Source organism: Serratia sp. CY84636, from assembly GCF_052166245.1.
In the GTDB taxonomy this organism is placed as follows: domain Bacteria; phylum Pseudomonadota; class Gammaproteobacteria; order Enterobacterales; family Enterobacteriaceae; genus Serratia; species Serratia nevei.
In genome coordinates this window covers 850,134-876,197 of record NZ_JBJNOX010000001.1, presented here as the reverse complement: position 1 = coordinate 876,197, position 26,064 = coordinate 850,134, and the positions used below count along the sequence as shown (strand labels likewise).

Here is a 26,064-nt window from a genome sequence, read left to right as displayed (position 1 = left end):
CCTCTACCGCACAAGGCGGCCCGATGACACCCCAACGCGTACTGGTTCTTGGAGCCAGCGGCTATATAGGCCAGAACCTGATCCCGCACCTGATCGAACAGGGGCACCAGATTACCGCCGCCGCGCGGCGCATCGAGTGGCTGCAGGAGCGGAACTGGCCGCAGGTCAACTGCCTGTATGCCGATCTGTATCGCCCGGAGACCCTGAGCGCGGCGCTGTGGGAGATCGACACGCTTTACTATCTGGTGCACGCGATGGGCGACGGCGACGATTTTATCGAGAAGGAGCGCCAGGCGGCGGAAAACCTGCGCGACGCGCTGCGCAATGCCAGCGTCAAACAGGTGATCTTCCTCGGCGCGCTGCAGCCGAACGACGACAGCTCACCGCACCTGGCGGCCCGCCGCCTAACCGGCGAGATCTTGCGCCAGAGCGGCGTGCCGGTGACCGAGCTACGCGCCGGCATCGTCGTCGGCCCCGGCTCGGCGGCGTTCGAAGTGATGCGCGACATGGTCTATAACCTGCCGGTGCTGACGCCGCCGCGCTGGGTGCGCTCGAAGTCGTCGCCGGTGGCGCTGGAGAACCTGCTGGTTTATCTGGCCGATCTGCTGGCGCACCCGGCGCAGGAACACCGCATCTTCGACGTTGCCGGGCCGGAGTACCTCAGCTATCAGGATATGTTCAAACGCTTTATCGCCCTCAGCGGCAAGCGGCGCTGGCTGATCCCGATCCCTTTGCCGACGCGGCTGATTTCGGTGTGGTTCATCAGCCTGATCACCTCGGTGCCGCCGCCGATCGCCCGCGCGCTGATCCAGGGGCTGAAGCACGATCTGCCCGCCGACGGCCGGCCGCTGCAGGCCCTGATCCCGCAGCGGCTGCACACCTTTGATCAGGCGGTCGCCACCACGCTGCAGCGCGAACAGGAGGTGGTCGATTCCGCCGACTGGGGCTACGATCCGGCGGCGCGGGCCCGCTGGCGCCCCGGCTACGGTTACTATCCAAAACAGGCCGGTTGTTCGCTTGACACCGCCGCCACCCGCGAGGCCCTGTGGCAAACGGTGCAGCAGCTGGGGGGCGAAGAAGGCTATTTCTACGCCAATATTCTGTGGCGGCTCCGCGCTCGCATGGACGACATGATCGGCAACGGGGTGGTCTACGGCCGCCCGGCGCGCGCGACCCTGGCGCTGGGCGACGAGATCGACGGCTGGAAAGTCATCACGCTGAAGCCGCTGCGGCAACTGGCGCTGCTGTTCGGCATGAAGGCACCGGGGCTGGGGCGGCTGAGCTTCAGCATCACCGATCACGGCGATCGCCGCACGCTGGACGTGCGCGCCTGGTGGCATCCGGCCGGCTTCAGCGGACTGCTGTATTGGTTCGCCATGATGCCCGCACACCTGTTCATTTTTCGCGGCATGGCGAAGCGCATCGCCGAGCTTGCCGAGAGCCGGGATCGCCAACAGCGCTGAACGCCGTTCATTTGTCGATCAACCGCACAGTTTGCCGCTGTGCTTCGGGGCTTTCCGATTGCATAGCGCACGAAATCACGGAAGAATGGCATCTTATTTGCTGGGAGCGCCGCAAGCGCCCGCCGGTGTTCCGATTTTGGGTGAGAATAGAGTCCGTTATGAAGGTATTGGTCACCGGTGCCACCAGTGGGTTAGGCCGTAACGCCGTTGAATATCTGCGCCGCCAGGGCATCAAAGTGCGCGCCACCGGCCGCAACCAGGCGATGGGCGGCCTGCTGGAAAAAATGGGCGCGGAGTTTATTCATGCCGATCTCACCAATCTGATCTCTTCGCAGGCCAAGGCGATGCTGGCGGACGTCGACGTGCTGTGGCACTGCTCCAGCTTTACCTCGCCCTGGGGCACCGAAGAGGCCTTCGAACTGGCCAACGTCCGCGCCACCCGCCGCCTTGGCGAATGGGCGGCGGCCTACGGCGTAGCGCAGTTCATTCACATATCTTCCCCGGCGATCTATTTCGATTACCACCATCACCGCAACGTGACCGAAGACTTCCGCCCGCAGCGCTACGCCAACGAATTCGCGCGCAGCAAGGCCGCCGGCGAGCAGGTGATCCAGCAGTTGGCGCTGTCCAATCCGCAGACTCATTTCACCATTCTGCGCCCGCAGGGATTGTTCGGGCCGCACGACAAGGTGATGCTGCCGCGGCTGTTGCAGATGATCAAACGCTACGGCAACCTGCTGCTGCCGCGCGGCGGCGCGGCGATGGTGGACATGACCTATCTGGAGAATGCGGTGCACGCCATGTGGCTGGCGACGCTAAAAGAAGATACCCCGTCCGGCCGCGCCTACAACATCACCAACCAGCAGCCGCGCCCGCTACGCACCGTGGTGCAGCAGCTGATCGACGATCTGGGCATGAAATGCCGCATCCGCTCCGTCCCCTATCCGATGCTCGATATGATGGCGCGCGGCATGGAACGCCTCGGCAGCAAAAGCGAGAAGGAGCCGGTGCTGACCCACTACGGCGTCGCTAAACTCAACTTCGACCTCACGCTCGATACCACCCGCGCGCAGCAAGAGTTGGGCTATCAGCCGATCGTCTCGCTGGAAGAAGGCATCGCGCGCACCGCCCGCTGGCTGAAAGATCACGGCAAGCTGCACGGCCTGTAATCAACGCGCCGCGCCGTACTTCACCAGCAGCGCATCGACAATCGCTTCACTCTCTGCATCCGGCTCGCCGCGCACATCGTCGGGCCGGAAGTGCATCTGAAACGCCGCTACCACGTTGCGCTGCTGCCGCGCATCCCATGACGGGTCGATCGCATAGCCGTAACGCGCCAGCTTTTCGAGCAGCGGCGCCATCGGTACCGGCGCATGACGATCGCGCCCCGCCAGCAAACGCTGCACGTCTCGTTCATCCGGCCAGGCGCCGATGCCGGCCTGGGCCAGCTGCCGCCAGGGGAACAGCGGGCCGGGATCCTGCTTGCGCTGCGGCGCGATATCGCTGTGCCCCACCACGTCCTGCGGCTGGATGCCATAGCGTTGGATAATGTCGCGGCTCAGCGGGATCAGCACGGCGATCTGCTCCGCCGTATAGGGTTGCCAGTGGGTGAACAGCATGCTGCGGGTGAAGCCCTTGTTGACGATTTCGATGCCGATCGAGGTGTCGTTGAGGTTGCTGCGACCGCGCCAGGCGCTGGTGCCGGCATGCCAGGCGCGCATCGCCTCCGGCACCAGCCGGTACACCGTCGGTTTGCCGTGCTCGCGCTGTGGGTGTGCCGGCAGCAGATAATGGGCGCTGACGTGCTCGTCGGTCAGCGTTTTCAGCGATGAATGGAAGTCTTCCGCCGTGTAGTGCATCACCAAAAACCGGATGCGCTGATCGGCACCCTGCGCCTGATGCAGGGTTTCGAGCTGGTAAGCGCCGCGATCGACGAGCGTGTCCTGCTGTGGATTTTGGCACCCCGCCAACAGCGCGGCGGCGATAATCCCTGGCCAAATTTTCACTTATCCTCCTGATTGTCGTCCGTGAAAATGGTAAGGCGACGCGATTAGCCTGTATCCAATCATCACGCTCATCGAGAAATGATGACAGATAGCGCCGATGTGCAAGCGAGTGTTTCTCTCGGCTGGCGCCCTGCGCCCCCCATGATAGTCTCAAAGTATTATCTGCGCTGAAAGAGCGGAGTCGAACATGTTCACACCACGCTATCTGTCCTGGTTGCTCTGTGCCGCCATGCTGCCGCTCAGCGGCTGCGATCAGCAAAAAGTCGCCGGTGCGATGGGCGGGAGCACGCCGCCCTCGGCCGCTCCCGCCGCCACTGCAAGTGCGCCGGCCTATACGCCGCTGACTGCCGATCAGCTGTACCAGTTGGTCAGCCCGGTGGCGCTGTTCCCCGATAAGTTGCTGGCGCAGGTCTTGGCCGGCGCGGGCTATCCCGACCAAATCAGCGCCGCGGATGCCTGGCTGGCGCAAAACCGCGGATTGCAACCGGCGGCGCTCAGCTCGGCGGCCGACGCTCAGCCCTGGGATCCCAGCGTGCGCGGCCTGGTACAATTTCCCGACGTGCTCGATCAGATGGCGAAGAATATCCCCTGGACCACCGCCCTGGGCAGCGCCTACCTCAACGATCCCACCGACGTGATGAACGCCATTCAGGTAATGCGCCAGCGGGCGGCCAGCCAGGGTACGCTGAAAAACACCCCACAGCAGCGCATCGTCGTGGCTCCCACCACCCGTTACGTGGAGCAACAGTCTTATCGCCAGAGCGTGGTCGCAGCGCCGGGCGAAACCATCGTCATCGAGCCCAGCCAGCCGGATACGGTTTACGTCCCGCATTACGATCCCTGGGTGGCCTACGGCACGCCGATCCCCGCCTACCCCAGCTATCAGTATCAGCCTTCGGGCTATAGCGGCGGCGACATGCTGGCCGCCGGCGTGATCAGCTTCGGCGTCGGCATCGCGGTCGCCTCTTTGCTCAACCAACACAACAGCGGCTGGCACAACTGGGATATGCGCTGGGACGATCGGCGCCAGCCGGTGGTCTACCGCAATGCGCCCTACGTGTCGCATTCCACCACCGTGGTGAATCGCGTCACCAACATCAACCAATATAACAACGTCAACAATGTGAATCGCAGCAGCACCAGCACGGTGAACAACTACAATACGCCCCCCGCCGCGCCGACGCCGCGCTTCAACGCATCGGCGCCGAACGCGGCGCCGCAACAGCCGCGCGTCGCGCCTGCAGCCCATGCGCCGATGACCATGCCGAACTTTGCGCATACCCAGCCGGTAGCGGCCGCGCCGCACGTGCAACAATCGGTCAACGCGTCCCATGTGCAGCAGCCGATGAGCATGCCGACGTTCACGCATACCGCGCCTGCGGCGCCCCACGCGCAGCAGCCGATGGCCGTGCATTCAGCGCCGGTACAGACGCATCCGATGCCGGCCGTCGCGCCGGTGCATCAATCCGCCGTGCGGCCACCGGTTCAGGTCGCGCCGCACGTCGTTCAGCCGGCGGTGCGCGAACCGGCCGTAGCGCCGCACCCGGCGGTAGTGCGCCCGACGCCGATGCCGCAAGAACGCGTCATGCCGCATCCGGCCCCGGCGCCGCAGATCCGCCCGTCGTTCGTTCAGCCGATACAGCATCGCCAGGAGCCGGCGCCGGTAAAACCGCAGGAGCACCGCCCGATCGTCGAGCAGCACAAGGTGGGGTAAAGCAAGAGAACGCCGCCCCGGCGGAACGGCCAGGGCGCGAGAATGGCGTTAGCGGCTGACTTTCACCGCGGTGCCGCTGACGGTCACCATCAGCATGCTGCCGTCTTTACCAACAGTTTCATAATCGATATCAATGCCGACCACCGCGTTGGCGCCCAGCTCTTTCGCCTGATCTTCCAGCTCTTCGAACGCGATCAAGCGCGCCTTGCGCAGCTCTTTCTCATAAGCGCCCGAGCGGCCGCCGACGATATCGCGCACGCCGGCGAAGAAATCACGAAAAATGTTGGCGCCGAGGATCGCTTCGCCGGTCACAACGCCGCAGTATTCGGTGATGGTGAACCCTTCCAGGGTCGGGGTAGTTGAAAGCTGCATCAGAATTCCTTGTTTGATTAATTCAACGTATCTATGACCAGAGGATTGGCATTATGTTCGCTTAATCAATGGCACGCAGTACGAATGCAAGGCCAAAAAACGCATTTATACTGTAAGCTATCGGTCTTCATGGTAGAGACTTTCACATAAGGTAATAAGATGAAAACAAAAACGATTGCGGCTGTTTTACCCTTAGCGCTGTTGCTGAGTGCCTGTACCACGGTGGAACCGGCATACAAGGATATCGGCACCCGCAGCGGCAGCTGTGTGGAAGGCGGCCCGGATACGGTCGCGCAAAAGTTCTATGACCTGCGCATCCAGCAGGGCGCCGGCCTGCCGGACAGCAACCGCCTGGCGCAGCTGCAGCCTTACCTGAGCAAAGTGCTGTATCAGGATCTGGTCAGCGCCGGCCAGAACCCGGGCAAGCACCGGATAACCGGCGATCTGTTCTCCGGCAATGCGCAGGGGCCAAGCAGCGCGTCCGTCGCCAGCGCCTCGACCATTCCTAACACCGATGCGAAAAACATCCCGCTGCGCGTTGACTTGAGCTACCAAAAAGACGCCAACAGCACCGTGAACTGGCAGGACGAAGTGCTGATGGTGCGCGAAGGCACCTGCTGGGTGGTTGATGATATTCGCTACCTGAATGTTCCAGCGCACGCCACCAACGGCAGCGTGCGCCAGGTGCTGGAAAACCAGTAACCCGCAATACCCCGGCCGACGCGGGCTTGCCGCGTCGGTCATCCCCGCCGTCCGCCCACCGCTCGAATTTCGTCCAATAGAAAAAATTTCGCTACCGATCTCACAGCCTGCGCCACAAATCCCCTCCCTCGGCTTGAGTCGCGGTATCTTGTGCTAATCTTTTACTGTCCCGCCGCACACTCATAAATTTTAACGCACAAAGATTGCATAAGTATTCTGTGGAAGTTAACATTTGCGGCATCAATGTCTATTCAATTCTGGCGCATGAGTATTCAACTTAACGGTATCAATTGCTATTACGGCGCTCACCAGGCGCTGTTTGACATCACGCTGGATTGTCCAGCCGGGGAAACCCTGGTGCTGCTTGGCCCAAGCGGCGCCGGGAAAAGTTCATTGCTGCGGGTGCTGAACCTGCTGGAAATGCCGCGTTCGGGCCAACTGCAGATCGCCGGCAACCAATTCGACTTTAAGCAGGCGCCGGGCGAGAAAGCCATTCGCGAACTGCGCCAAAATGTCGGCATGGTCTTCCAGCAATACAACCTGTGGCCTCACCTCACCGTGGTTCAGAACCTGATCGAAGCGCCTTGCCGCGTGCTGGGTCTGACCAAGGCTCAGGCGATGGAGCGTGCCGACAAGCTGCTCAAGCGTCTGCGCCTGACCGACTTCGCCGATCGCTTCCCGCTGCACCTTTCCGGCGGCCAGCAGCAGCGCGTGGCGATCGCCCGTGCCCTGATGATGGAACCGCAGGTGCTGCTGTTCGATGAACCGACCGCGGCGCTGGATCCGGAAATCACCGCTCAGATCGTCAGCATCATTCGCGAACTGGCCGGCACCGGCATCACGCAGGTGATCGTCACCCACGAAGTGGAAGTGGCGCGCAAGACCGCCAGCCGCGTGGTGTACATGGAAAACGGCCACGTGGTGGAGCAAGGCGACAGCAGCCACTTCACGCAGCCGCGGACCACCGAGTTTGCCAACTACTTATCACACTAACAATTAACTTGCTGTAATTTGGGGAGTTTGCGATGAAAAAACTAATAATCGCCGCCGTTCTGGCCGGCATCAGCGTTTCCGCCTCCGCAGCCGAAACGATCCGTTTCGCTACCGAAGCCTCCTATCCTCCATTTGAATTTATTGACGCCGGCAACAAGATTCAGGGTTTTGATGTCGATCTGGCCAACGCACTGTGCAAAGAGATGCAGGCCGAGTGCACCTTCACCAACCAGGCGTTCGACAGCCTGATCCCGAGCCTGAAGTTCAAGCGTTTCGATGCGGTCATGGCCGGTATGGACATCACGCCGGAGCGTGAAAAGCAGGTGCTGTTCACCAAGCCGTACTACGATAACTCGGCGCTGTTCATCGCGCAGAAAGGCAAAATCGCCGACGTGGCGGCGCTGAAAGGCAAGAAAGTGGGCGTGCAAAACGGCACCACCCACCAGAAATACCTGACCGACAAACACCCGGAAATCACCACCGTGCCTTACGACAGCTACCAGAACGCCATTTTGGATCTGAAGAACGGCCGCGTTGATGCGGTGTTCGGCGATACCGCGGTGGTCAACGAGTGGCTGAAGCAGAATGACGCGCTGGCGGCAGTGGGCGCCAAAGTGACGGATAAAGACTACTTCGGCACCGGCCTCGGCATCGCGGTACGCCAGAAGAACACCGATCTGCAGGGCAAGTTCAACGCCGCTCTGGACAAGATCAAGCAGGATGGGACCTATGAAACCATCTACAAAAAATGGTTCCAGCAGTAATACGCCCCGATGAATGAATTACAACCTTTAGCAAGCGCCGCCGGCATGACCGTCGGCCTTGCCGTTTGCGCCCTGATCCTCGGGCTGATTCTGGCGATGCTGTTCGCCGTATGGGAATCGTCCCGCTGGAAAGCGGTCAGCTGGCTCGGCACCGCCTGGGTGACCGTGCTGCGCGGCCTGCCGGAAATCCTGGTGGTGCTGTTTATCTATTTCGGCTCGTCGCAGCTGCTGCTGATGCTCTCCGACGGCTTTACCCTCAACCTCGGTCTGTTCCAGCTGCCGATTCAGCTGGCGATCGACAATTTCGAAGTCAGCCCGTTCCTGTGCGGGGTGATCGCTCTGGCCCTGCTCTATTCCGCCTACGCTTCACAGACGCTGCGCGGCGCGCTCAAAGCGGTGCCGCAGGGGCAGTGGGAATCCGGCCAAGCGCTGGGGCTCGGCAAGGCGGCGATCTTCTTTCGCCTGATCATGCCGCAGATGTGGCGCCACGCCCTGCCCGGCCTCGGCAACCAGTGGCTGGTGTTGCTGAAAGACACCGCGCTGGTGTCGCTGATCAGCGTGAACGATCTGATGCTGCAAACCAAGAGCATCGCCACCCGCACCCAGGAACCCTTTACCTGGTATGTGATCGCCGCGGCCATCTACCTGCTGGTGACGCTGTTCAGCCAATACGTCATCAAACGCATTGAGCTGCGCGCCACGCGCTTTGAGCGGGGGCCGGTCTGATGATTGAGTATTTACCGGAGATCCTCAAAGGGTTGCACACCAGCCTGACGCTGACCGTCGCCGCGCTGATCGTCGCGCTGGTGCTGTCGCTGCTGCTGACGGTGATCCTGACGCTGAAAACGCCAATCCTGACGCCGCTGGTCAAGATCTACGTGACGCTGTTCACCGGCACGCCGCTGCTGGTGCAGATCTTCCTGATCTACTACGGCCCCGGTCAGTTCCCGGCGATCCGCGACTACCCGTGGCTGTGGAACCTGCTGTCGCAGCCCTGGCTATGCGCGATGATAGCGCTGGCGCTGAACAGCGCGGCCTACACCACGCAGTTGTTCTACGGCGCGGTGCGCGCCATTCCCGCCGGACAGTGGCAGTCGTGCGAAGCGCTGGGCATGTCGCGCCGGCAGACGCTGCGCATCCTGCTGCCGTTCGCCTTCAAGCGCGCGCTGTCGTCTTACTCCAACGAAGTGGTGCTGGTGTTCAAAAGCACCTCGCTGGCTTACACCATCACGCTGATGGAGGTGATGGGCTACAGCCAGCTGATGTACGGCCGCACCTACGACGTCATGGTATTCGGTGCCGCAGGCCTGGTGTACCTGTGCGTCAACGGCCTGCTGACGCTGCTGATGCGCTTGGTGGAACGCCGCGCGCTGGCGTTTGAACGCCGCAACTGAGGCCGCCTCCCTCCATGAGCCCCGCCATTGTGCGGGGCTTTTTTTATCCCCATAGCAATACTTAATCATTTATATTGCATTTTAATTCACTCAGTGGCAGGGTTATCAGCAGGCGAACACGTAAAAACCTCTGGCGATTACCAGTAAAAACAAACGATAGCGAATAATCACTTTCAGGATTCAGACAGGAGCTCTACGCATGAAAAAACTGCTGCTTGCCGCGACAATGTTGGCCGGGATCACCTTTAACGCCACCGCGGCCGAGACCATCCGCTTCGCCGCTTCCGCCACCTACCCGCCGTTCGAATCGCTGGACGCCAACAACCAGATCGTCGGCTTCGATATCGATCTGGCCAACGCGCTGTGCAAGCAGATGCAGGCGCAGTGCACCTTCACCAACCAGGCGTTCGACAGCCTGATCGCCGCGCTGAAATTCAAGAAATACGATGCGGTGATTTCCGGTATGGACATCACGCCGGAGCGCAGCAAACAGGTCGCTTTCACCCAGCCTTACTACGCCAACTCGGCGATCGTGATCGCGCAAAAAGGCAAGTTCAGCTCGCTGGCGGATCTGAAAGGCAAAAAGCTCGGCATGGAAAATGGCACCACCCACCAGAAATACATGCAGGACAAGCATCCGGAGATTAACACCGTCTCTTACGACAGCTACCAGAACGCCATTCTGGAGCTGAAAAACGGCCGTATCGACGGCGTGTTCGGCGACACCGCCGTGGTGAACGAGTGGCTGAAAACCAACCCGCAGCTGGCGCCGGTGGGCGAGCACATCACCGATGCGCAATACTTTGGCACCGGCCTCGGCATCGCGGTACGCCCCGACAACCAGGCGCTGCTGGCCAAGCTGAACGCCGCGCTGGACGCCATCAAGGCCGACGGCACCTACAAGGCCATCAACGACAAGTGGTTCCCGCAGTAAGCAATAAGGCCCGGTTATCCGGGCCTTATGTTTTATAAAATCCGCACCAACAGCGTCAGCACTTCGTAGTGCGCGGTATGCGGGAACATGTCAAACAGCTGCACCCGTTCGATGCGGTACCCCGGCAACATCTCGATATCTTTCGCCATGCTCTCGGCATTGCAGCTGGAATAAAGAATATAGTCCGGCGCCATCCGGCTCAGGTAGTCGCACAGCGCCTGGCCGATGCCGCGCCGCGGCGGATTGACCAGCACCAGCTGCGGCACCTGACCTTCGGCGGTGGCGAAGCGGGTGGAATCGAGCGCCTGAAAATCTACGTGTAGCAGCCCTAACCGCTGCGCCGACTGGCGGGCGCAGGCGATCGCTTCCGCGCTGATTTCGATGCCGGTCAGCCGCGTTTGCGGTTGCGCGCAGTGCAGGCCGAAACCGCCGACGCCGCAGAACAGATCCCACATGCTGTCGATACCCAGCGCGCGCACCCAGTCGCGGGCGGTGGCATACAGATCGGCGGCCACCTGCGGGTTGGTCTGGAAGAAGCTTTGCGGGCGGATGAACAGCGGCACCTGATTGAACCGCTCCTCCAGCGCCTGCTGTTCGGTCAGCGCAATCTCGCGCTCCCCTTCCATGATCGCCATGTGCACCGGCTGAATATTGGCGGAGATCACCTTGAGCTGCTGCAGCTGCTGCTGCAGCCACGGCAGCGCGGCCCGCAGCTGCGCCAGCTTGGTTTCCGAACGCAGCACGAAGCGCAGCATCACGCCGCCGTCGAGCGTGCTTTCGGTCAGCAGCAGGTACTTCAGCTCGCCGCGTTTGCGCGCCACGTTATACGGCGTCAGGCCCGCGCGGGCGATAAAGCTTTTCAGCACCGCAAACATCGGCGCAAAGCTGGCGGGATACAGTGGGCAGTCGCTCAGATCGACCGGCGTGCCGTTGCGGTGCAGCATGCCGAGCAGCGGGCGCTCCACGCTGCCGCTGACCACCATCTTGGCTTTATTGCGAAATGCGCTCAGCTCTCCCGCCACCGGCTGCAGCCACTGCGCGACGTCGCGCCCGGCCAGCAACGATTGCAGGTGATGCTGTTTGTCGGCCAGTTGCTGCGGATAGGGCTTTTCCAGCCACTGACAGGAACGGCAGGTGCCCGCCGTATACAAAGCGCAATGCATGAAGATTACCGTGAAGTTCAGGATGACGAATTAAGGGCGCAGAGTTTACCACTCCGCGCGCCTAAAATCTCACTTGCGCGCGGCGAAGAAGCGGCGGCTGGCGGTAGGGACGAACAGCAGCGCCAGGATCACCACGTCGGGGATCTTTTGCAGGATCAGAACGTGCAGGATTTGGCCGCTGGTTTCCCCTTCCACGGTAAACACCTCGGGGAAAACGCTGCCGATGGTGGCCAACAGCAGGTAAAGCACCACGATGCACTGGCAGACCACATAGCCCCAGCGCCCCCAGTTGCGGCCGCGCATCACCGCAAAGCCGCAGCTGATTTGCAGGCACAGCAGCATCAGGCCGGCCAGAAAAATAAGGGTAGAATCCCACGCCTGCGCGCTGGTGTTGACGAACTCCTGCGCACCGTCGACGCCCAGTTCGCCCAACAGCAGCACCACGCTGATACACTTGATCGCGACCATGGCGGTACCCGCCACCATCACCGGCACCGGCGCATCCGAAGTCGATCCCATTCCCTGCCCGCTTTTCAGCATGTCTGACATATCCGTGTTCCGCTACGACGCGCCACCAATACAGATGGCGCATGTAAAGTCAGGTAGTTAGTTGCAATACTTATTGATTGCAAAAATAGCAGGTTTGTTACGATTCAGCTACGGGCCGCCCGCTGTAATTCACGCGATCGTTGTTTTTCCGAGCGCGCCATAAACCACCAGGCGATCAGGCCGAGAATGCCCACCACCAGCAGGATCAGGCTGGCCAACGCGTTAATTTCCGGATTCACCCCCATGCGCACGCTGGAGAATACCAGCATCGGCAGCGTGGTGGCGCCCGGGCCGGAGACGAAGCTGGCGATCACCAGATCGTCCAGCGACAGGGTGAACGCCAGCATCCAGCCGGAGATCAGCGCCGGCGCGATCATCGGCAAGGTGATGACGAAGAACACCTTCAGCGGCGGCGCCCCCAAATCCATCGCCGCTTCTTCAATTGAGCGATCCACCTCGCGCAGGCGCGAGCTGATCACCACCGCCACGTAAGCGGTACAGAAGGTGACATGCGCCAGCCAGATGGTGAACATGCCGCGTTCCGACGGCCAGCCGAAGGCGTGCCCCATCGCCACGAACAGCAGCAGCAGCGACAGGCCGGTGATCACGTCCGGCATCACCAGCGGTGCGGTCAACATAAACGCAAAACCGGTCGAACCGCGAAAGCGGCCGAAGCGCACCATCACCACGGCGGCGATGGCGCCCAGTACCACCGCGGCGGTGGCGGAGGCGGCGGCGATGGTCAGGCTGAGCCCTACCGCGCTGATCATCGCCGAGTCGTGAAACAGTTCGGTATACCAGCGCGTGGACCAACCGGCCCACACCGTCACCAGCTTGGAGCTGTTGAAGGAGTAGATCACCAGCATCAGCATCGGCGCATACAGGAAGGTAAAGCCGACCGTCAGGATGGCGATGCGCCACGGTGAGCGTACTACCGGCAAGTTGTTCATTCCTGCCCCCCCATTTCCTTGTTCTGGTGTTTGTGGAACCACAAAATTGGCACGATCAACAGCAGCAGCATGATGGTAGCGACCGCCGAGGCCACCGGCCAGTCGCGGTTATTGAAGAACTCCTGCCACAGCACGCGGCCGATCATGATGCTGTCCGGCCCACCGAGCAGTTCCGGGATCACGAACTCGCCCACCGCTGGAATGAACACCAGCATCGAACCGGCGATGATGCCGCCGCGCGTCAGCGGCACGATCACGCTGAAGAAGGTTTTCAGCGGCCGGGCCCCCAGATCCAGCGACGCCTCCACCAGCGAGTAATCCAGCCGGATCAGCGCCGTGTAAATTGGCAGCACCATAAACGGCAGATAGGAATAAACGATGCCGATATACACCGCCAGGTTGGTGTGCAGGATCACCAGCGGCTGGTCGATCACCCCTAGCCACATCAGAAAGTTATTCAGAATGCCGTTGTTTTTCAGAATGCCCATCCAGGCATAGACGCGGATCAGGAACGAGGTCCAGGAAGGCAGGATCACCAGCAGCAGCAGAATGTTGCGGGTTGACGCCTTGCTGTGGGCCACTGCCCAGGCCAGCGGATAGCCGATGATCAGGCAGCACAGCGTCGAGACCGCCGCCACGCGCAGCGACTGCAGATAGGCGTCGATATACAGCGGATCGTCGGTCAGCTGCAGGTAGTTGGCGAAGTTGAGCGCGATGTTCAGCTTGCCGTCCGCCCAGCTCAGCAGCTCGGTGTAGGGTGGCACCGCCAGCGCCAGCTCCGCCAGGCTGATCTTGAACACGATCAGGAACGGCAGCATGAACAGCAGCGTCAGCCATAAATACGGCAGCGCGATCACCAGCTTGCGGCCGTGAGCCATCAGCAGTCGGTGGAACAGCGCCTTTAAGGTGCCGGGCGTTTTGGCCGGCGGTTCCGGCGTGCGTTCAGAAAGCAGGGTCATACGGGTTTCTCCTCACCGGCTCCACTACACCGTCAACACGACGCAGCTGTCGGTTTCCCAGCACAGACGCACTTCATCGCCCCAGGTCGGCATCCCCTTGCGGAAACGGTGGCCGTTTTGCAGCTGGGCGCTGATAATCTGCCCGCTGTGCAGCTTCACGTGATAGATGGACAGATCGCCCAGGTAGGCAATGTGCGCCACTTCCCCCACCGCGAAGTTGCAGCCGTCTTCCGGCACCTGTTCGCACAGCAGGATCTTCTCCGGCCGCAGCGCCACCTGGATCGGTACGCCGTCCACCACCGAGGCGTCCGGATCGACCTTGATCGCATGGCGCAATCCGGGGCTTTGCAGGATCAGCGCGTCGTCGTGCCGCGCCTGCAATACGCAGTCGAAGACGTTGACCGAGCCGATAAATTCGGCGCTGAAGCGGCTGTTCGGATGCTCGTAGATCTCTTCCGGCTCGCCGATCTGCACGAACTTGCCGCGGTTCATGATAGCGATACGCCCCGCCATGGTCATCGCCTCTTCCTGATCGTGCGTCACCATCACGCAGGTCACGCCGACGCGCTCGAGAATATCGGTCACTTCCAGCTGCATGCGATCGCGCAGCTTCTTGTCCAACGCGCCCATCGGCTCATCCAGCAGCAGCAGCTTCGGCCGCTTGGCCAGGCTGCGCGCCAGCGCCACCCGCTGCCGCTGGCCGCCGGAAAGCTGGTGCGGCTTGCGCCTGGCGTACTCCTGCATGTGCACCAGCGCCAGCATTTCCGCCACCCGCTCGGCGATTTCCGCCCGCGGCATTTTGTCCTGCTTCAGGCCGAAGGCGATGTTCTGCTCTACCGTCATGTGCGGGAACAGCGCGTAAGACTGAAACATCATGTTGATCGGCCGCTGGTACGGCGGCACGTGCGACATATCCTGCCCATCGAGCACGATCTGCCCTTCCGACGGCTGTTCGAAACCGGCCAGCATGCGCAGCAAGGTGGACTTGCCGCAGCCGGACGGGCCGAGCAGCGCAAAGATTTCGCCCTTATAGATGGTAAGGCTGACGTCTTCGACCGCGTTCTGCCCGTCGAAGGTTTTGGTGAGGTTACGGATTTCCAGCAGAGGGGTGAAAACCTTCTGCGACTTGGCTTGAGGGCGAGGGATAGCGTCGTTCAATCGGGGTGCTCTCCGGCATAAAGCGGCACAAAACCACGGCGAGCGCCGTGGCCCAAAACGGCAATGCAGGCGGGGCACCCGCCTGCCGGTTTACCGACGATGGGGGACTATCCCCCATCATCACTTCCCGCTTTTAACTTTAGTCCATGCGCGGGTAATGACACGGTCCAGCTTCGGCGACTGCACGTTGAGCGTGAACAGCTTGGCGCGAATATCGGCCGGCGGATAGACGTTCGGGTTATCGCGCACCTCGGCGTTCACCAACGGCGTAGCGTCCTTCACCGCATTGGCGTAGTAAACGTGATTGCTGATGTCCGCCATCACGTCCGGCTTCAGCAGGAAGTTCAGGAACTGGTAGGCGGCGTCCTTGTTCTTGGCATCTGCCGGCATGGCGAACATGTCGAAGTAGGTCAGTGCCCCTTCTTTCGGGATCGCATAGGCCACGTTCACGCCGTTCTTCGCCTCTTTGGCGCGATTGGCCGCCTGCATCACGTCGCCGGACCAGCCGATCGCTACGCAGATGTCACCGTTCGCCAGATCGTTGATGTATTGGGAAGAGTGGAAATAGCGGATATTCGGCCGCAGCTTCAACAGCAGATCGTTGGCCGCGCCGGTATAATCCGCCGCGTTGGTGCTGTTGGGGTCTTTACCCAGGTAATGCAGCACGGTGGCGTAGACTTCGCTTGGCGCATCAAGGAAGGAAACCCCGCAGCTTTTCAGCTTCTCGAGGTTTTCCGGCTTGAAGATCAGATCCCAGCTGTTGACCGGCGCGTCTTTGCCCAGCGCCGCCTTCACCTTGTCGACGTTATAGCCAATGCCGGTGGTCACCATCATGTAAGGGATGCCGTATTTGTTGTCCTTGTCGTTATGCGCCACCAGCTTCAGCATCTCGGGATCGAGATTTTTGTAATTGGGGATTTTGCTCTTGTCGAGCGGTTCGAAGATGCCGGCCTGCGACTGGCGCTCGAGGAAGTTGGACGAAGGAACCACCAAATCGTAACCGGTGCTGCCCGCCATCAGTTTGCCTTCCAACACTTCGTTGGAGTCAAAGACGTCGTACACCACTTTGATACCGGTTTCTTTCTGGAATTTGGCCAGGGTATCCGGCGCGATATAGTCGGACCAGTTATATACGTGCAGCGTTTTCTCTTCGGCTGACGCCGTGACGGACGCGGCCATCAGCAGGCCGGCAACCACACCCGATAACCACTTTTTACGTAGGGTGACCATCCGTAACTTCCTCCAAAACAGGGTGAATCATAGAATTGAACTTGTATCTGCAGCGATACAAAACCTTTCCTGATTGAGCGCAATCGTTGCAACCGCGAACTGAATGGCTATGCATATGATTGCATGCGCCTTTTCTCACTGCCCTGCTCGCGTGGTCACAAGGGAAATCGCAAGCCCTTTGCAGAATCAGCAGCATAGCCGCTGCCACCGCAACCCGCCAGCCCCCAGGGTAAAAAACGCCTTTTATCGATTTTTTATGCAGTTTTTCTCTATGTGATACGCCATTAACGGCACAAAAGGCGAGAAAGATCGGGCGGCCAAGGCCAAAATGCAGAATATTTTATTGCGGAGGGGAATAACGGCAGCATGCCGCCGGAGCGACGGCATGCTTAAGGTACAGCGAGGATCAGTGCAGCATCGGCTGACGCGCGGCGCCAGCGGGGATCTCTTCTTCGTCCCCCATAAACAGCAGATCGTTCGCCCGCGCCTCGAGGATCACCATCGAGACCTGCTCTTCACCCTGCTGCATGAAGTGGGTGAACTGCTCGTAGGTGATGCCGACCGCCACGCTCAACGACTGGCAGACGATCAGCTTCGGCAGGTTGTCGTCCTGAATGTCGACAAAGGCTTTGATGGTCAGCGAACTGGCGTTGATTTGGCTCAGGTCCGCCACCAGCGGGATCAGGGCGGTCGGCTTCACCTCGGCCAGCGCGGAGAACAGGATGACGTTGTCCACCAGATCTATCTTGGCGTCGAACACGCCGTCGAAGTTCTGCATGTGCGGCAGGTGCAGCGCCTGGCAGGAATCGCACTCAAAGAAAGAAATGCCCGACTGATCCAGCCAGCGCCGCAACAGCGCCAAATCGGGGACAATGAGTGAATCCATAATAACCAGCCTCACAATATTCAATACGCGAAAAGGCGCATAGCTTACGGAATATTCACCCGATACGCCACGATCAATGCGGCTTAATTCACTAATTAAGATATTGCTCGGCGGGAAAAGCGCGCCGACCGCTCCGTTAACCGCCGGATTTCAGGCGAAAGCCAGGCCGGCCGCGCTGCTCGATGTATTCGATCATCATGCCGGCGATATCCAGCCCGGTGGTGGTTTCCACCCCTTCCAGCCCCGGCGACGCGTTGACCTCCATCACCAGCGGGCCGCGCTCGGCGCGCAGGATATCCACCCCGGCGACGTCCAGCCCCAGCGTGCTCGCCGCTTTCACCGCGATCGCCCGTTCTCTGGCGGTGATGGCCACCTTGCGGGCGGTACCGCCGCGGTGCAGGTTGGAGCGAAATTCGCCGGGCTTGGCCTGCCGTTCGATGGCGGCCACCACCCGGCCGCCCACCACCAGGCAGCGCACATCGCTGCCCTGCGCTTCGCGCACGTATTCCTGCACCAGGATATGGGCGTTCAGGCCGCGAAAGGCATCGATCACGCTTTCCGCCGCCTGGCGGGTTTCCGCCAGCACCACGCCGATGCCCTGCGTGCCCTCCACCAGCTTGACCACCAGCGGCGCGCCGCCGACCAGCTCGATCAGATCGCCGGTGTCGTCCGGCGAATGGGCGAAGCCGGTGATCGGCAGATCGATGCCCTGGCGCGCCAGCAGTTGCAGCGAACGCAGCTTGTCGCGGGCGCGGGTAATGGCCACGGATTCGTTTAACGGGTAGCTGCCGAGCAGCTCGAACTGGCGCAGCACCGCCGTGCCGTAAAAGGTGATGGCAGAGCCGATGCGCGGGATCACCGCATCGTAACGCTCCAGTTGGCGGCCGCGATAATGAATGGTCGGCGCCGCCGGATTGATGTTCATGTAGCAGGAGAGCGGATCGATGATATCAATGCTGTGCCCGCGATCTTCCGCCGCTTCACGCAGCCGCTTGCATGAGTAGAGCGTTCCGTCGCGAGAAAGAATGGCAATTTTCACTCGTCACCCCAAAAAGACCAACGCCTGCCCGGCAGGCGGGTTAGCGGCCGCGGCGCTCAGGCGCGCGGATCGCTGTCCTGATTATCTTTCGATTGCGGCTTGCGGCGATCGTTTTCCGGCGGCAGGCCGCCGCGCATCAGCGGCCCGAAGCCCTGCACCACGCGCCACACCAGAAACGCCGCCGCCGGCACCATCAGCGCCACGCCGAGGAAAATCATGCCGACCGCCGCCTGCTGCGACGCCAGCCAGCCCGGCAGCTGCAGGTGGCCGTGAATGCTGAGGTAGGCCAACACCAGCATCACGATGCCCAGCCCTTCCAACATCAGCACCGGGCGCGGTAAGTCACCGAATGAACGCATATTTTTCTTCTCCAGAAGGTCTGCCCCCAGTGTAGTGAATTCCCGTCGGCGGTGACAGCCCCGGCCGACTAATTGGTTACATGAATCAGATTAACAGGTAATTCCTGCTTTTTTTTCACCGCCTCAACGGGCATAGTAGGCGCCATCTGACGCAGGTAATGACTTTTTCGGTGACGGGATGTCGTTGCGGTAGCGAACAATTTATTGAAAATCCAATTAAGGAGCGTTGCATGTTTGCAGTAATCTTCGGGCGTCCTGGCTGTCCTTATTGTGTCCGCGCTAAAGAACTGGCGGAAAAACTGACTGAAGAACGCGACGATTTCAACTTCCGTTACGTTGACATCCACGCGGAAGGCATCACCAAGGCCGATCTGGAAAAAACCGTCGGCAAACCGGTTGAAACCGTGCCGCAGATCTTCCTGGATGAGAAGCACATCGGCGGTTGCACCGATTTCGAAGCTTACGCCAAAGAACACCTGAACCTGTTCCAGTAAGTTTTTGAACGACAAAGACAAAAAAGGCGCTTAACGCGCCTTTTTTTATTGCCGCTGCCGCCGGTGCAGTTGCTGCAGCGTCTGCAACAGGCCGAGGGCGAACAGCATCAGCATCGCGCCGAACACGCACCAGAACACTGCGCTGGTGGCGTACGCCAGCTCTTGCCAGAACGAAGAGGACGGCGTCAGCCAGAAGTGGCGGATCAACAGGCACAGCGGCAGCGCATACAGCGCGCCGAGCAGCGGGCAAAGCAGCCGCTTGCGGCTCGACAGATAGCTGGCGATCGCACCGGGGATCACAAACAGCAGCAGGCCGGTTTCGCCGTGGTGCTCATGATCCGTGCTGCCGAACAGGCCGGTTTGCTGGCCGAGAAACACCAGGCTGAACAACAGAAAACAGCTGAGAATGCCCAGCCAATATCTATAACTCGTCATGCGAATTCTCCCCCGCCCAATTACTGCATCAATAGAAATCGGCCTGGCCCCCGCGCGGAGACGCTGAACCGAATTTTTTCCTTGGTCAAAAGAGAGTTAAATGCGCACGGCGGCGCAGGAAATCAGCTTTCTGTGCTGGCTGTCATCGGTCATAGCGTCTAGAATGAACGCCGCCGAACGATGGTTCGCTTCGCCTTACGCTGGTGGTGATTTATGACGTCGTTTTAAGGCTGAATTTATCTCTTATAGTTATCTATATCAAGCACTTACTGGTAAACAATAAGTTATCCTCCGTGAACATAAACGTCGCTAGTTTGTTAAACGGTAACTACATTCTGTTACTGTTCGTGGTACTCGCACTGGGGCTGTGCCTCGGTAAACTCCGTCTGGGCTCCGTCCAACTCGGTAATTCCATTGGCGTTTTGGTGGTTTCGCTGCTGCTCGGCCAGCAACACTTCGCCATTAACACCGAGGCGCTGAATCTCGGCTTTATGCTGTTTATTTTCTGCGTCGGCGTGGAAGCCGGACCCAACTTTTTCTCGATTTTCTTCCGCGACGGTAAAAATTACCTGATGCTGGCGCTGGTGATGGTCGGCTCGGCGATGGTGCTCGCCATCGGTCTCGGCAAGCTGTTCCACTGGGACATCGGCCTGACCGCCGGCATGCTGGCCGGCTCGATGACCTCGACACCGGTGCTGGTGGGCGCCGGCGACACGCTGCGTAACACCATCGTCAACGGCCCGGCGCTGCTGGCGGCGCAGGATCATCTGAGCCTCGGCTACGCCCTCACCTACCTAATCGGTCTGGTCAGCCTGATCTTCGGCGCGCGCTACCTGCCGAAGCTGCAGCACCAGGACCTGTCCACCTCTGCCCAGCAGATCGCCCGCGAACGCGGCCTGGACACCGACAGCCAGCGCAAGGTCTACCTGCCGGTGATCCGCGCCTACCGCGTCGGCCCCGAGCTGGTGGCCTGGGCCGACGGCAAGAACCTGCGTGAACTGGGCATCTACCGTCAAACCGGCTGTTACATCGAACGCATCCGCCGCAACGGCATTCTGGCCAACCCGGACGGTGACGCGGTGCTGCAGGTGGGCGACGAGATCTCGCTGGTCGGCTATCCGGACGCCCACGCGCGGCTGGACCCGAGCTTCCGCAACGGCAAGGAAGTGTTCGATCGCGATCTGCTCGACATGCGCATCGTCACCGAAGAGATCGTGGTGAAGAACAGCAACGCGGTGAACAAACGCCTGAGCCAGCTGAAGCTGACCGACCACGGCTGCTTCCTCAACCGCGTGATCCGCAGCCAGATCGAAATGCCGATCGACGACAGCATCGTGCTCAACAAGGGCGACGTGCTGCAGGTGAGCGGCGACGCACGCCGGGTGAAGAGCGTGGCGGAGAAGATTGGCTTTATCTCGATCCACAGCCAGGTGACCGACCTGCTGGCATTCTGCGCCTTCTTCATCATCGGCCTGCTGATTGGCCAGATCACCATTCAGTTCAGCAACTTCTCGTTCGGCATCGGTAACGCCGCCGGCCTGCTGATGTCCGGCATCATGCTCGGCTTCCTGCGCGCCAACCACCCGACCTTCGGCTACATTCCGCAGGGCGCGCTGAACATGGTGAAAGAATTCGGCCTGATGGTGTTTATGGCGGGCGTGGGCCTGAGCGCCGGCGCCGGCATTGGCCACAGCCTGGGCGCGGTCGGCGGCCAGATGCTGATCGCCGGGCTTATCGTCAGCCTGGTGCCGGTGGTTATCTGCTTCCTGTTCGGCGCTTACGTGCTGCGCATGAACCGCGCCCTGCTGTTCGGTGCCATTATGGGCGCCCGCACCTGCGCGCCGGCGATGGAGATCATCAGTGACACCGCTCGCAGCAACATCCCGGCATTGGGCTACGCCGGCACCTACGCCATCGCTAACGTGCTGTTAACGCTGGCGGGTTCACTCATCGTGGTGCTATGGCCGGGCATACTCGGCTGATCGATTAGCGGGAGAGATGGATCGGCGATAAAAATATTTTGATTTTTTTGTCGCCGGCCAGAACTTTCGTTGGGGGCCGCAGTCTGAATTAGTGCCACTGCTTTTCTTTGATGTCCCCATTTTGTGGAGCCCGATAATCCCGCCTTTTAGGTTCAAGATTATCGGGTTTTTTGTTGCCTGAAACGGCCCACATACCTACTGTCGCTGCCTCGTCGTCAGGCATAAAGCATCCTGCCTCTGAGCGTCGCTTACGCCAGCATCCCTATCAATGTGCAGGTTTCAACATAGAAACGCTGCTTGTGGGTTCGCCACTGTTCAAAGAGACGGCGTCAAAAACGGTACTTAACAACAGCACTCTCGTCGCCGTCGACTGGGTGCTCTTTGGTGGCTCATCCTATCATCTTCCTGTATGCCATCACGTCATGGTAGTGCACTGGGGGAAGTGCCAGCATTGTCCCCCATGAGAGTCGAGGCGAACTAATCCACCTGTTTTATTTTTTCTTTAATTTTAATTAGCTTTTTTATATACGCATTGCTCTTATCCCCTTTGGCTATTTCCGCAGAAATCAGCGAGAGGAAGCTGTCATTAAAGTCATCTTTGGCTAATGGATTAGCGCCATGAGCTAAAAGAACCTCAATGTGTTCTGGGCAACTGTTATACAGGGCATTAATTAATGGCATTCGGTTCATAGCGCCTTTGATGTCAACATCAACTTGGTATGCAATTAACATCTTTAATGTTTCGGTGTTCGCCGCATCAAAACTTTCAAATATAATGGGTTGATTATGAACCTTATCTCTGGCATTTGGAGAGAGCCCGCCCTCTAACATAGCTTGTATCCATACACCTTTATTCGCCTTCATAACAAATTCAGCCGGGCTACTCCCCCCCTCAGCTCTTGGCTGAAGTGGATCTGCCCCCGCCTTGACCAAATCCGTAATGATCTTGAGCCGCTCTGGCGTGTTCTTGTCAAAGATTGCGTTGTTTATCGCCCAAAATAGCAACGTCATCTCCGCCTTGGCCGGCCGATTTAACGTTTCTTTGCTGACCGTCGGTAAAACCTTATCCAGCTTTTGCCTGTCACCCTCGTAGATGATGTTGGCGATGTCCAGCTGCGTCCCTTCAAAATAATCCTGCGGTTGTAGATCCCTACCTTGTTCGCATCCCTGCATCATGAGCATCGACAGCAACATGATAATGATAAGAGTGCTGTGCCTCATGCCATCTCCATTTTTAACATAACCACGGCCCAACTTTGCTTTATTACCGTATCAGTATCCCACTACACCCTTGGGATACTGAGAACGGCTTATTTACTGACAGGGAGAGGTGGCCATTTCCCACCACGCTTAATTAGCTCGTCTTTGATGCGCTCAAGAGACTCTTTCGCCTCACTGCCGTCCGGACTCCTATTAATCAGCCGTTGTAGTTGATTACCCATCGTCCAACCCGAGTTGCCTCTTATATCGCTATCGGCGCCTTTTTCTAATAAAAGAATGACGTGGTCATAGGAGTGATAGTCTAAAGCATCGATGAGCAGCGTATCACCCAGTGAATTTCTTATATTTATATCAGCACCATGCTCCAACATGACCTCTAATGTTTCTGTGTTTTTTGCAAAGATGCTATTAAATATAATGGGTTGATTATGAACCTTATCCCTAGCATTTGGAGAAAGTCCGCCCTCTAACATAGCCTGTATCCAGATGCCTTTATCCGCTTTCATAACAAATTCAGCGGGGCTGCCTGGTGCGTTAGGCTGAGGTTGTAATGGCTCAGCCCCCGCCTTGACTAAATCTGTAATGATCTTGAGCCGCTCTGGCGTGTTCTTGTCAAAGATGGCGTTGTTTATCGTCCAGAATAGCAACGTCATCTCCGCCTTGGCCGGCCGATTTAACGTTTCTTTGCTTACCGTCGATAAAACTTTATCCAGCTTTTGCCTGTCACCCTCGTAAATGATGGTGGCGATGTCCAGCTGCTTCCCTTCAAAGTAATCTTGTGGTTGTAGATCCCTACCTTGTTCGCATCCCTGCATCACACATATAGACAGCACCACGGTGATAATGAGAATAATGTGCTTCATGCCATACCCATCCCATCCACGTCAAACGCCAATTATTTCACCCACCTGAGAGCCAACTAATTCATAATGTTTATTTTCTCTTTAATTTTAATTAATTTCTTTATATAAGAATTATTTTTGTCTCCCTTGGCTATTTCCGCAGAAATCAAAGAAAGGAAGCTGTCATTAAAATCATCTTTGGCTAATGGGTTAGCGCCATGAGCCAAAAGAACCTCAATGTGTTCTGGGCAACTATTATACAACGCATTAATTAATGGCGTTCTGTTCATAGCACCTTTGATATTAACATCAACTTTGTAATCTATTAGAGTACTCAGCGTCTCTGTATTAACCGCTTGAAAGCTCTTGAAAATTATTGGTTGATTGTTTATTTCATCCCTTGCATTAGGCGATAGTCCGCCTTCAAGCATAGCCTGTATCCAGACGCCTTTATCCGCTTTCATAACATATTCAGCCGGGCTACTTCGCCCTTCCGGTCTTGGCTGCAGTGGATCTGCCCCCGCCTTGACCAAATCCGTAATGATCTTGAGCCGCTCTGGCGTATTCTTGTCAAAGATGGCGTTGTTTATAGCCCAGAATAGCAACGTCATCTCCGCCTTGGCCGGTCGATTTAACGTTTCTTTGCTTACCGTCGGTAAAACCTTATCCAGCTTTTGCCTGTCACCCTCGTAGATGATGTTGGCGATGTCCAGCTGCGTCCCTTCAAAATAATCCTGTGGTTGTAAATCCATACCTTGTTTGCACCCCTGCATGATGAGCGTAGACACTACCATCGTGATAATGAGTATGATTTTTTTCATATTCTTCCCTTGATTGTGGCAATGTCATCGTCTTTTTCATTTTCAATGCATTGTATCGCCTGGTCTATACCGTGCTTATCCAGCAGTGAACCTGTTCCACCAGGAAGCGTGTGTTTTACTCCCACGGCGTCAGGCGCCAACATGGACAACCGTTCTTTCGCCATCACCGCCGGGGGATAAAATTTAAGGTCTTTGGCATCCTCCCACAAATCAACCTCCTGCAACTTGGTCAACAGTTCCCCTTTTACGCGATACGCCTGAATATTATCGGTACTGCCTATAATCGAACCGCCGTATTTTTTTACGGTTCCCGCATTCAGGCCTGCAGCATTAAACGTCCAAGCCGGTTTGCCACTGGCCATGGAGGCCGCAGACGCCATGCCACCGCCCAGCGAATGGCCAGATATCCCAGCACCGCCTTTAATTGCTTTACCTATATTGACCGCTTTTTTGTAGTATTCCGAATTAAACCCCAACCCTTGAGCGCCATTATTTGACCAGTCACTCAGGTTTTTAATGCCTGACAAATCACCGTTCAGTAACGCTTTCTGGGCAGCCTTGCTTATTCCCTCCGGGAACTGAGGCGCACGCGATCCGCGGAACACCACCGTCGGATTCATCGCTTTACCAAAGACGTTTTCATCTGGCTGATAAACCCGAGCCAGAAAGCCCGGTGTATCCTCATCGTCATAGAGCATATCTTTGCTTAAACCGAGTTTACCCAGCGCCCCATCATTGTTACTGATGTCCTTCCAGCCCTCAGGGATGTCTATCGTGTCCTTGAGCGGGTTAGTGGTCTTGTAAACATTCTCAGCCAACTTCGCCTTTTCGACCGCGACGTTGTTCTCCGCCAATCGCTGTGCCGCCATGCGCGCATCCGGGTAAATGCTGCGGTTGCCTCGCCCTATCAGGTACTGGCGTTCTTGCCAGCGTTCTGCCTTGGTCATCGGACGGATGGCCTGTACCGTGGCGGCAACGGTTGCCACTGCGGTAGCGATAGCTTGCTGCAGAGGGGGATTCCGGGTCGTATTCTGCCTCGCCGGCAGCACCGTCGGTTTTGCCCGCCGGCCATAGCGGCTGACCATTTCTTCATAGCGGGCGATCACGCGCCCTGTAGGATAAAAGGCAGGAAGAGAGCTGCCGGGATAGCGCTGTAATCGGCCTTCCGCATCGACGTAAAACGCGTATTTGGTCGGCGTCCAGGCGCCTATTTCCTCATCAATCGCCAGCAAACCGCCCCGGTTGAGATCATCGAATACGCTGCGCTTCACAGCCGCGTCCTCACGATAACCGGTGACGCCAATACCGGATTGAGTATTGCGGGTTATGGAATACCGGCTGCTTATCGATATGCCGGCTGCGCCGCCGAACAGATAATGCCGCTCCAGCTCATGGCGCGCTTGTGTCGGGGTGAGTATCCGGGAGAAACTTTCCGGCGCCGTGTGTTCAGAAAAGAGAGAGAGCAGCTTCATACGGCACCAGTCCGTACGTCGCTTCCCTGGGGCGGCGTTCCGGCCCCTTTCCTTGTCACCTCGCCGAGATTTAGCGAACGATAACGCATTGGATATCCTTATCTTGCAGGTCACTGCATGTCCGTGAGTGTTCGAAAAACTAGCACAATTCAGCAAAGATTG

At 58.6% G+C, this 26,064-nt stretch carries 28 protein-coding genes; 11 read left to right on the top strand and 17 right to left on the bottom strand.

The window, feature by feature from the left end; translation table 11 throughout:
- Window positions 1-23: 23 nt before the first annotated feature.
- Together ACJ8QI_RS04380 and ACJ8QI_RS04375 are read left to right on the top strand one after the other, a co-directional pair.
- Entirely contained in the window at window positions 24-1,463 is a 1,440-nt protein-coding gene (locus tag ACJ8QI_RS04380) for a DUF2867 domain-containing protein (protein WP_336842975.1), read from the top strand.
- Window positions 1,464-1,621: 158 nt separating this feature from the next.
- Window positions 1,622-2,632: an NAD-dependent epimerase/dehydratase family protein gene (locus ACJ8QI_RS04375; protein WP_004928393.1), complete on the top strand. Its 1,011-nt coding sequence runs from the start codon at window positions 1,622-1,624 to the stop codon at window positions 2,630-2,632.
- On the opposite strand, the gene ACJ8QI_RS04370 is transcribed toward ACJ8QI_RS04375, so the two are convergent.
- Window positions 2,633-3,469, bottom strand: coding sequence for an N-acetylmuramoyl-L-alanine amidase (locus ACJ8QI_RS04370; protein WP_087762258.1), 837 nt, complete (start codon window positions 3,467-3,469; stop codon window positions 2,633-2,635).
- Between the two features lie 187 nt (window positions 3,470-3,656).
- Here ACJ8QI_RS04370 and ACJ8QI_RS04365 point away from each other — a divergent pair, with 187 nt between their 5' ends.
- A complete protein-coding gene (locus tag ACJ8QI_RS04365) occupies window positions 3,657-5,183 on the top strand; it encodes a DUF3300 domain-containing protein (protein ID WP_442532117.1) in 1,527 nt (508 codons plus the stop codon).
- A gap of 48 nt (window positions 5,184-5,231) precedes the next feature.
- Here the strand turns inward: ACJ8QI_RS04365 and ACJ8QI_RS04360 are convergent, their stop codons facing one another.
- Complete coding sequence (locus ACJ8QI_RS04360; protein WP_004928400.1) at window positions 5,232-5,555, bottom strand: heavy metal-binding domain-containing protein; 324 nt, start codon at window positions 5,553-5,555, stop codon at window positions 5,232-5,234.
- A 159-nt stretch (window positions 5,556-5,714) separates the two neighbouring features.
- On the opposite strand from ACJ8QI_RS04360, the gene ACJ8QI_RS04355 reads away from it, so the two are divergent.
- The 6 genes from ACJ8QI_RS04355 (at window position 5,715) to artJ (ACJ8QI_RS04330) (ending at window position 10,342) form a co-directional block, all read left to right on the top strand.
- A complete protein-coding gene (locus ACJ8QI_RS04355) occupies window positions 5,715-6,257 on the top strand; it encodes a lipoprotein (protein ID WP_049202208.1) in 543 nt (180 codons plus the stop codon).
- A 264-nt stretch (window positions 6,258-6,521) separates the two neighbouring features.
- Window positions 6,522-7,250, top strand: a complete 729-nt coding sequence (gene artP, locus ACJ8QI_RS04350; RefSeq protein WP_038884338.1) for an arginine ABC transporter ATP-binding protein ArtP — start codon at window positions 6,522-6,524, stop codon at window positions 7,248-7,250.
- Window positions 7,251-7,282: 32 nt separating this feature from the next.
- A complete protein-coding gene (artJ, locus tag ACJ8QI_RS04345; RefSeq protein WP_004928409.1) occupies window positions 7,283-8,014 on the top strand; it encodes an arginine ABC transporter substrate-binding protein in 732 nt (243 codons plus the stop codon).
- Window positions 8,015-8,023: 9 nt separating this feature from the next.
- On the top strand, window positions 8,024-8,740 hold the full coding sequence (gene artQ, locus ACJ8QI_RS04340) for an arginine ABC transporter permease ArtQ (protein ID WP_025159684.1): 717 nt from the start codon (window positions 8,024-8,026) through the stop codon (window positions 8,738-8,740).
- Entirely contained in the window at window positions 8,740-9,408 is a 669-nt protein-coding gene (artM, locus tag ACJ8QI_RS04335; RefSeq protein ID WP_033637817.1) for an arginine ABC transporter permease ArtM, read from the top strand. The genes artQ and artM overlap by 1 nt, the downstream gene beginning before the upstream one ends.
- A 199-nt stretch (window positions 9,409-9,607) precedes the next feature.
- Window positions 9,608-10,342, top strand: coding sequence for an arginine ABC transporter substrate-binding protein (artJ, locus tag ACJ8QI_RS04330; protein WP_033637816.1), 735 nt, complete (start codon window positions 9,608-9,610; stop codon window positions 10,340-10,342).
- A gap of 32 nt (window positions 10,343-10,374) precedes the next feature.
- Here artJ (ACJ8QI_RS04330) and rlmC read toward each other — a convergent pair whose 3' ends face one another.
- From rlmC to ACJ8QI_RS04285, 9 genes are all read right to left on the bottom strand, one after another.
- A complete protein-coding gene (gene rlmC / locus ACJ8QI_RS04325; protein WP_442532116.1) occupies window positions 10,375-11,505 on the bottom strand; it encodes a 23S rRNA (uracil(747)-C(5))-methyltransferase RlmC in 1,131 nt (376 codons plus the stop codon).
- A gap of 69 nt (window positions 11,506-11,574) precedes the next feature.
- Window positions 11,575-12,054, bottom strand: a complete 480-nt coding sequence (locus ACJ8QI_RS04320; protein WP_047727995.1) for a YbjO family protein — start codon at window positions 12,052-12,054, stop codon at window positions 11,575-11,577.
- A 104-nt stretch (window positions 12,055-12,158) separates the two neighbouring features.
- Window positions 12,159-13,004 (bottom strand): putrescine ABC transporter permease PotI, encoded by an 846-nt coding sequence (gene potI, locus ACJ8QI_RS04315; protein ID WP_025302238.1) that lies wholly within the window; start codon window positions 13,002-13,004, stop codon window positions 12,159-12,161.
- Window positions 13,001-13,963, bottom strand: a complete 963-nt coding sequence (gene potH / locus ACJ8QI_RS04310) for a putrescine ABC transporter permease PotH (RefSeq protein WP_141969814.1) — start codon at window positions 13,961-13,963, stop codon at window positions 13,001-13,003. Before potH ends, potI begins: the two co-directional genes overlap by 4 nt.
- Window positions 13,964-13,987: 24 nt before the next feature.
- Window positions 13,988-15,121: a putrescine ABC transporter ATP-binding subunit PotG gene (gene potG / locus ACJ8QI_RS04305; protein ID WP_141969816.1), complete on the bottom strand. Its 1,134-nt coding sequence runs from the start codon at window positions 15,119-15,121 to the stop codon at window positions 13,988-13,990.
- Window positions 15,122-15,241: 120 nt separating this feature from the next.
- A complete protein-coding gene (potF, locus tag ACJ8QI_RS04300) occupies window positions 15,242-16,351 on the bottom strand; it encodes a spermidine/putrescine ABC transporter substrate-binding protein PotF (RefSeq protein ID WP_442532115.1) in 1,110 nt (369 codons plus the stop codon).
- 406 nt (window positions 16,352-16,757) lie between these two features.
- Window positions 16,758-17,237, bottom strand: a complete 480-nt coding sequence (locus ACJ8QI_RS04295; RefSeq protein ID WP_060421651.1) for a YbjN domain-containing protein — start codon at window positions 17,235-17,237, stop codon at window positions 16,758-16,760.
- Window positions 17,238-17,373: 136 nt separating this feature from the next.
- A complete protein-coding gene (rimK, locus tag ACJ8QI_RS04290; protein WP_442532114.1) occupies window positions 17,374-18,276 on the bottom strand; it encodes a 30S ribosomal protein S6--L-glutamate ligase in 903 nt (300 codons plus the stop codon).
- A 56-nt stretch (window positions 18,277-18,332) separates the two neighbouring features.
- The gene (locus ACJ8QI_RS04285; protein WP_149572172.1) at window positions 18,333-18,635 is read right to left on the bottom strand and encodes a YbjC family protein; all 303 of its coding nucleotides are present in this window, start codon (window positions 18,633-18,635) and stop codon (window positions 18,333-18,335) included.
- Window positions 18,636-18,865: 230 nt separating this feature from the next.
- Between ACJ8QI_RS04285 and ACJ8QI_RS04280 the strand changes: the two genes are divergently transcribed.
- Window positions 18,866-19,129 (top strand): GrxA family glutaredoxin, encoded by a 264-nt coding sequence (locus ACJ8QI_RS04280; protein WP_004938676.1) that lies wholly within the window; start codon window positions 18,866-18,868, stop codon window positions 19,127-19,129.
- A gap of 45 nt (window positions 19,130-19,174) precedes the next feature.
- On the opposite strand, the gene ACJ8QI_RS04275 is transcribed toward ACJ8QI_RS04280, so the two are convergent.
- Window positions 19,175-19,564, bottom strand: a complete 390-nt coding sequence (locus ACJ8QI_RS04275) for an inner membrane protein YbjM (RefSeq protein WP_033637808.1) — start codon at window positions 19,562-19,564, stop codon at window positions 19,175-19,177.
- Between the two features lie 293 nt (window positions 19,565-19,857).
- On the opposite strand from ACJ8QI_RS04275, the gene ACJ8QI_RS04270 reads away from it, so the two are divergent.
- Complete coding sequence (locus ACJ8QI_RS04270; protein ID WP_047728000.1) at window positions 19,858-21,546, top strand: aspartate:alanine antiporter; 1,689 nt, start codon at window positions 19,858-19,860, stop codon at window positions 21,544-21,546.
- Between the two features lie 88 nt (window positions 21,547-21,634).
- On the opposite strand, the gene ACJ8QI_RS04265 is transcribed toward ACJ8QI_RS04270, so the two are convergent.
- From ACJ8QI_RS04265 to ACJ8QI_RS04245, 5 genes are all read right to left on the bottom strand, one after another.
- Complete coding sequence (locus tag ACJ8QI_RS04265) at window positions 21,635-21,769, bottom strand: hypothetical protein (RefSeq protein ID WP_435957208.1); 135 nt, start codon at window positions 21,767-21,769, stop codon at window positions 21,635-21,637.
- Window positions 21,770-22,023: 254 nt separating this feature from the next.
- Window positions 22,024-22,767, bottom strand: a complete 744-nt coding sequence (locus ACJ8QI_RS04260) for an ankyrin repeat domain-containing protein (RefSeq protein ID WP_230490272.1) — start codon at window positions 22,765-22,767, stop codon at window positions 22,024-22,026.
- 89 nt (window positions 22,768-22,856) lie between these two features.
- On the bottom strand, window positions 22,857-23,630 hold the full coding sequence (locus ACJ8QI_RS04255) for an ankyrin repeat domain-containing protein (protein ID WP_260515273.1): 774 nt from the start codon (window positions 23,628-23,630) through the stop codon (window positions 22,857-22,859).
- Window positions 23,631-23,686: 56 nt separating this feature from the next.
- Entirely contained in the window at window positions 23,687-24,430 is a 744-nt protein-coding gene (locus ACJ8QI_RS04250; RefSeq protein WP_141969839.1) for an ankyrin repeat domain-containing protein, read from the bottom strand.
- On the bottom strand, window positions 24,427-25,902 hold the full coding sequence (locus ACJ8QI_RS04245) for a phospholipase (RefSeq protein WP_442532113.1): 1,476 nt from the start codon (window positions 25,900-25,902) through the stop codon (window positions 24,427-24,429). The genes ACJ8QI_RS04250 and ACJ8QI_RS04245 overlap by 4 nt, the downstream gene beginning before the upstream one ends.
- Window positions 25,903-26,064 lie beyond the last annotated feature (162 nt).

Excerpts from the sequence above, each read along its gene's own strand:
- ACJ8QI_RS04380 (WP_336842975.1), top strand. The coding sequence starts at position 24 with ATGACACCCCAACGCGTACTGGTTCTTGGAGCCAGCGGCTATATAGGC.
- ACJ8QI_RS04375 (WP_004928393.1), top strand. The coding sequence starts at position 1,622 with ATGAAGGTATTGGTCACCGGTGCCACCAGTGGGTTAGGCCGTAACGCC.
- ACJ8QI_RS04365 (WP_442532117.1), top strand. The coding sequence starts at position 3,657 with ATGTTCACACCACGCTATCTGTCCTGGTTGCTCTGTGCCGCCATGCTG.
- ACJ8QI_RS04360 (WP_004928400.1), bottom strand. The coding sequence starts at position 5,555 with ATGCAGCTTTCAACTACCCCGACCCTGGAAGGGTTCACCATCACCGAA.
- ACJ8QI_RS04355 (WP_049202208.1), top strand. The coding sequence starts at position 5,715 with ATGAAAACAAAAACGATTGCGGCTGTTTTACCCTTAGCGCTGTTGCTG.
- artP (WP_038884338.1), top strand. The coding sequence starts at position 6,522 with ATGAGTATTCAACTTAACGGTATCAATTGCTATTACGGCGCTCACCAG.
- artJ (WP_004928409.1), top strand. The coding sequence starts at position 7,283 with ATGAAAAAACTAATAATCGCCGCCGTTCTGGCCGGCATCAGCGTTTCC.
- artQ (WP_025159684.1), top strand. The coding sequence starts at position 8,024 with ATGAATGAATTACAACCTTTAGCAAGCGCCGCCGGCATGACCGTCGGC.
- artM (WP_033637817.1), top strand. The coding sequence starts at position 8,740 with ATGATTGAGTATTTACCGGAGATCCTCAAAGGGTTGCACACCAGCCTG.
- artJ (WP_033637816.1), top strand. The coding sequence starts at position 9,608 with ATGAAAAAACTGCTGCTTGCCGCGACAATGTTGGCCGGGATCACCTTT.
- rlmC (WP_442532116.1), bottom strand. The coding sequence starts at position 11,505 with ATGCATTGCGCTTTGTATACGGCGGGCACCTGCCGTTCCTGTCAGTGG.
- ACJ8QI_RS04320 (WP_047727995.1), bottom strand. The coding sequence starts at position 12,054 with ATGTCAGACATGCTGAAAAGCGGGCAGGGAATGGGATCGACTTCGGAT.
- potI (WP_025302238.1), bottom strand. The coding sequence starts at position 13,004 with ATGAACAACTTGCCGGTAGTACGCTCACCGTGGCGCATCGCCATCCTG.
- potH (WP_141969814.1), bottom strand. The coding sequence starts at position 13,963 with ATGACCCTGCTTTCTGAACGCACGCCGGAACCGCCGGCCAAAACGCCC.
- potF (WP_442532115.1), bottom strand. The coding sequence starts at position 16,351 with ATGGTCACCCTACGTAAAAAGTGGTTATCGGGTGTGGTTGCCGGCCTG.
- ACJ8QI_RS04295 (WP_060421651.1), bottom strand. The coding sequence starts at position 17,237 with ATGGATTCACTCATTGTCCCCGATTTGGCGCTGTTGCGGCGCTGGCTG.
- ACJ8QI_RS04285 (WP_149572172.1), bottom strand. The coding sequence starts at position 18,635 with ATGCGTTCATTCGGTGACTTACCGCGCCCGGTGCTGATGTTGGAAGGG.
- ACJ8QI_RS04280 (WP_004938676.1), top strand. The coding sequence starts at position 18,866 with ATGTTTGCAGTAATCTTCGGGCGTCCTGGCTGTCCTTATTGTGTCCGC.
- ACJ8QI_RS04275 (WP_033637808.1), bottom strand. The coding sequence starts at position 19,564 with ATGACGAGTTATAGATATTGGCTGGGCATTCTCAGCTGTTTTCTGTTG.
- ACJ8QI_RS04265 (WP_435957208.1), bottom strand. The coding sequence starts at position 21,769 with ATGCCTGACGACGAGGCAGCGACAGTAGGTATGTGGGCCGTTTCAGGC.
- ACJ8QI_RS04260 (WP_230490272.1), bottom strand. The coding sequence starts at position 22,767 with ATGAGGCACAGCACTCTTATCATTATCATGTTGCTGTCGATGCTCATG.
- ACJ8QI_RS04255 (WP_260515273.1), bottom strand. The coding sequence starts at position 23,630 with ATGAAGCACATTATTCTCATTATCACCGTGGTGCTGTCTATATGTGTG.
- ACJ8QI_RS04250 (WP_141969839.1), bottom strand. The coding sequence starts at position 24,430 with ATGAAAAAAATCATACTCATTATCACGATGGTAGTGTCTACGCTCATC.
- ACJ8QI_RS04245 (WP_442532113.1), bottom strand. The coding sequence starts at position 25,902 with ATGAAGCTGCTCTCTCTCTTTTCTGAACACACGGCGCCGGAAAGTTTC.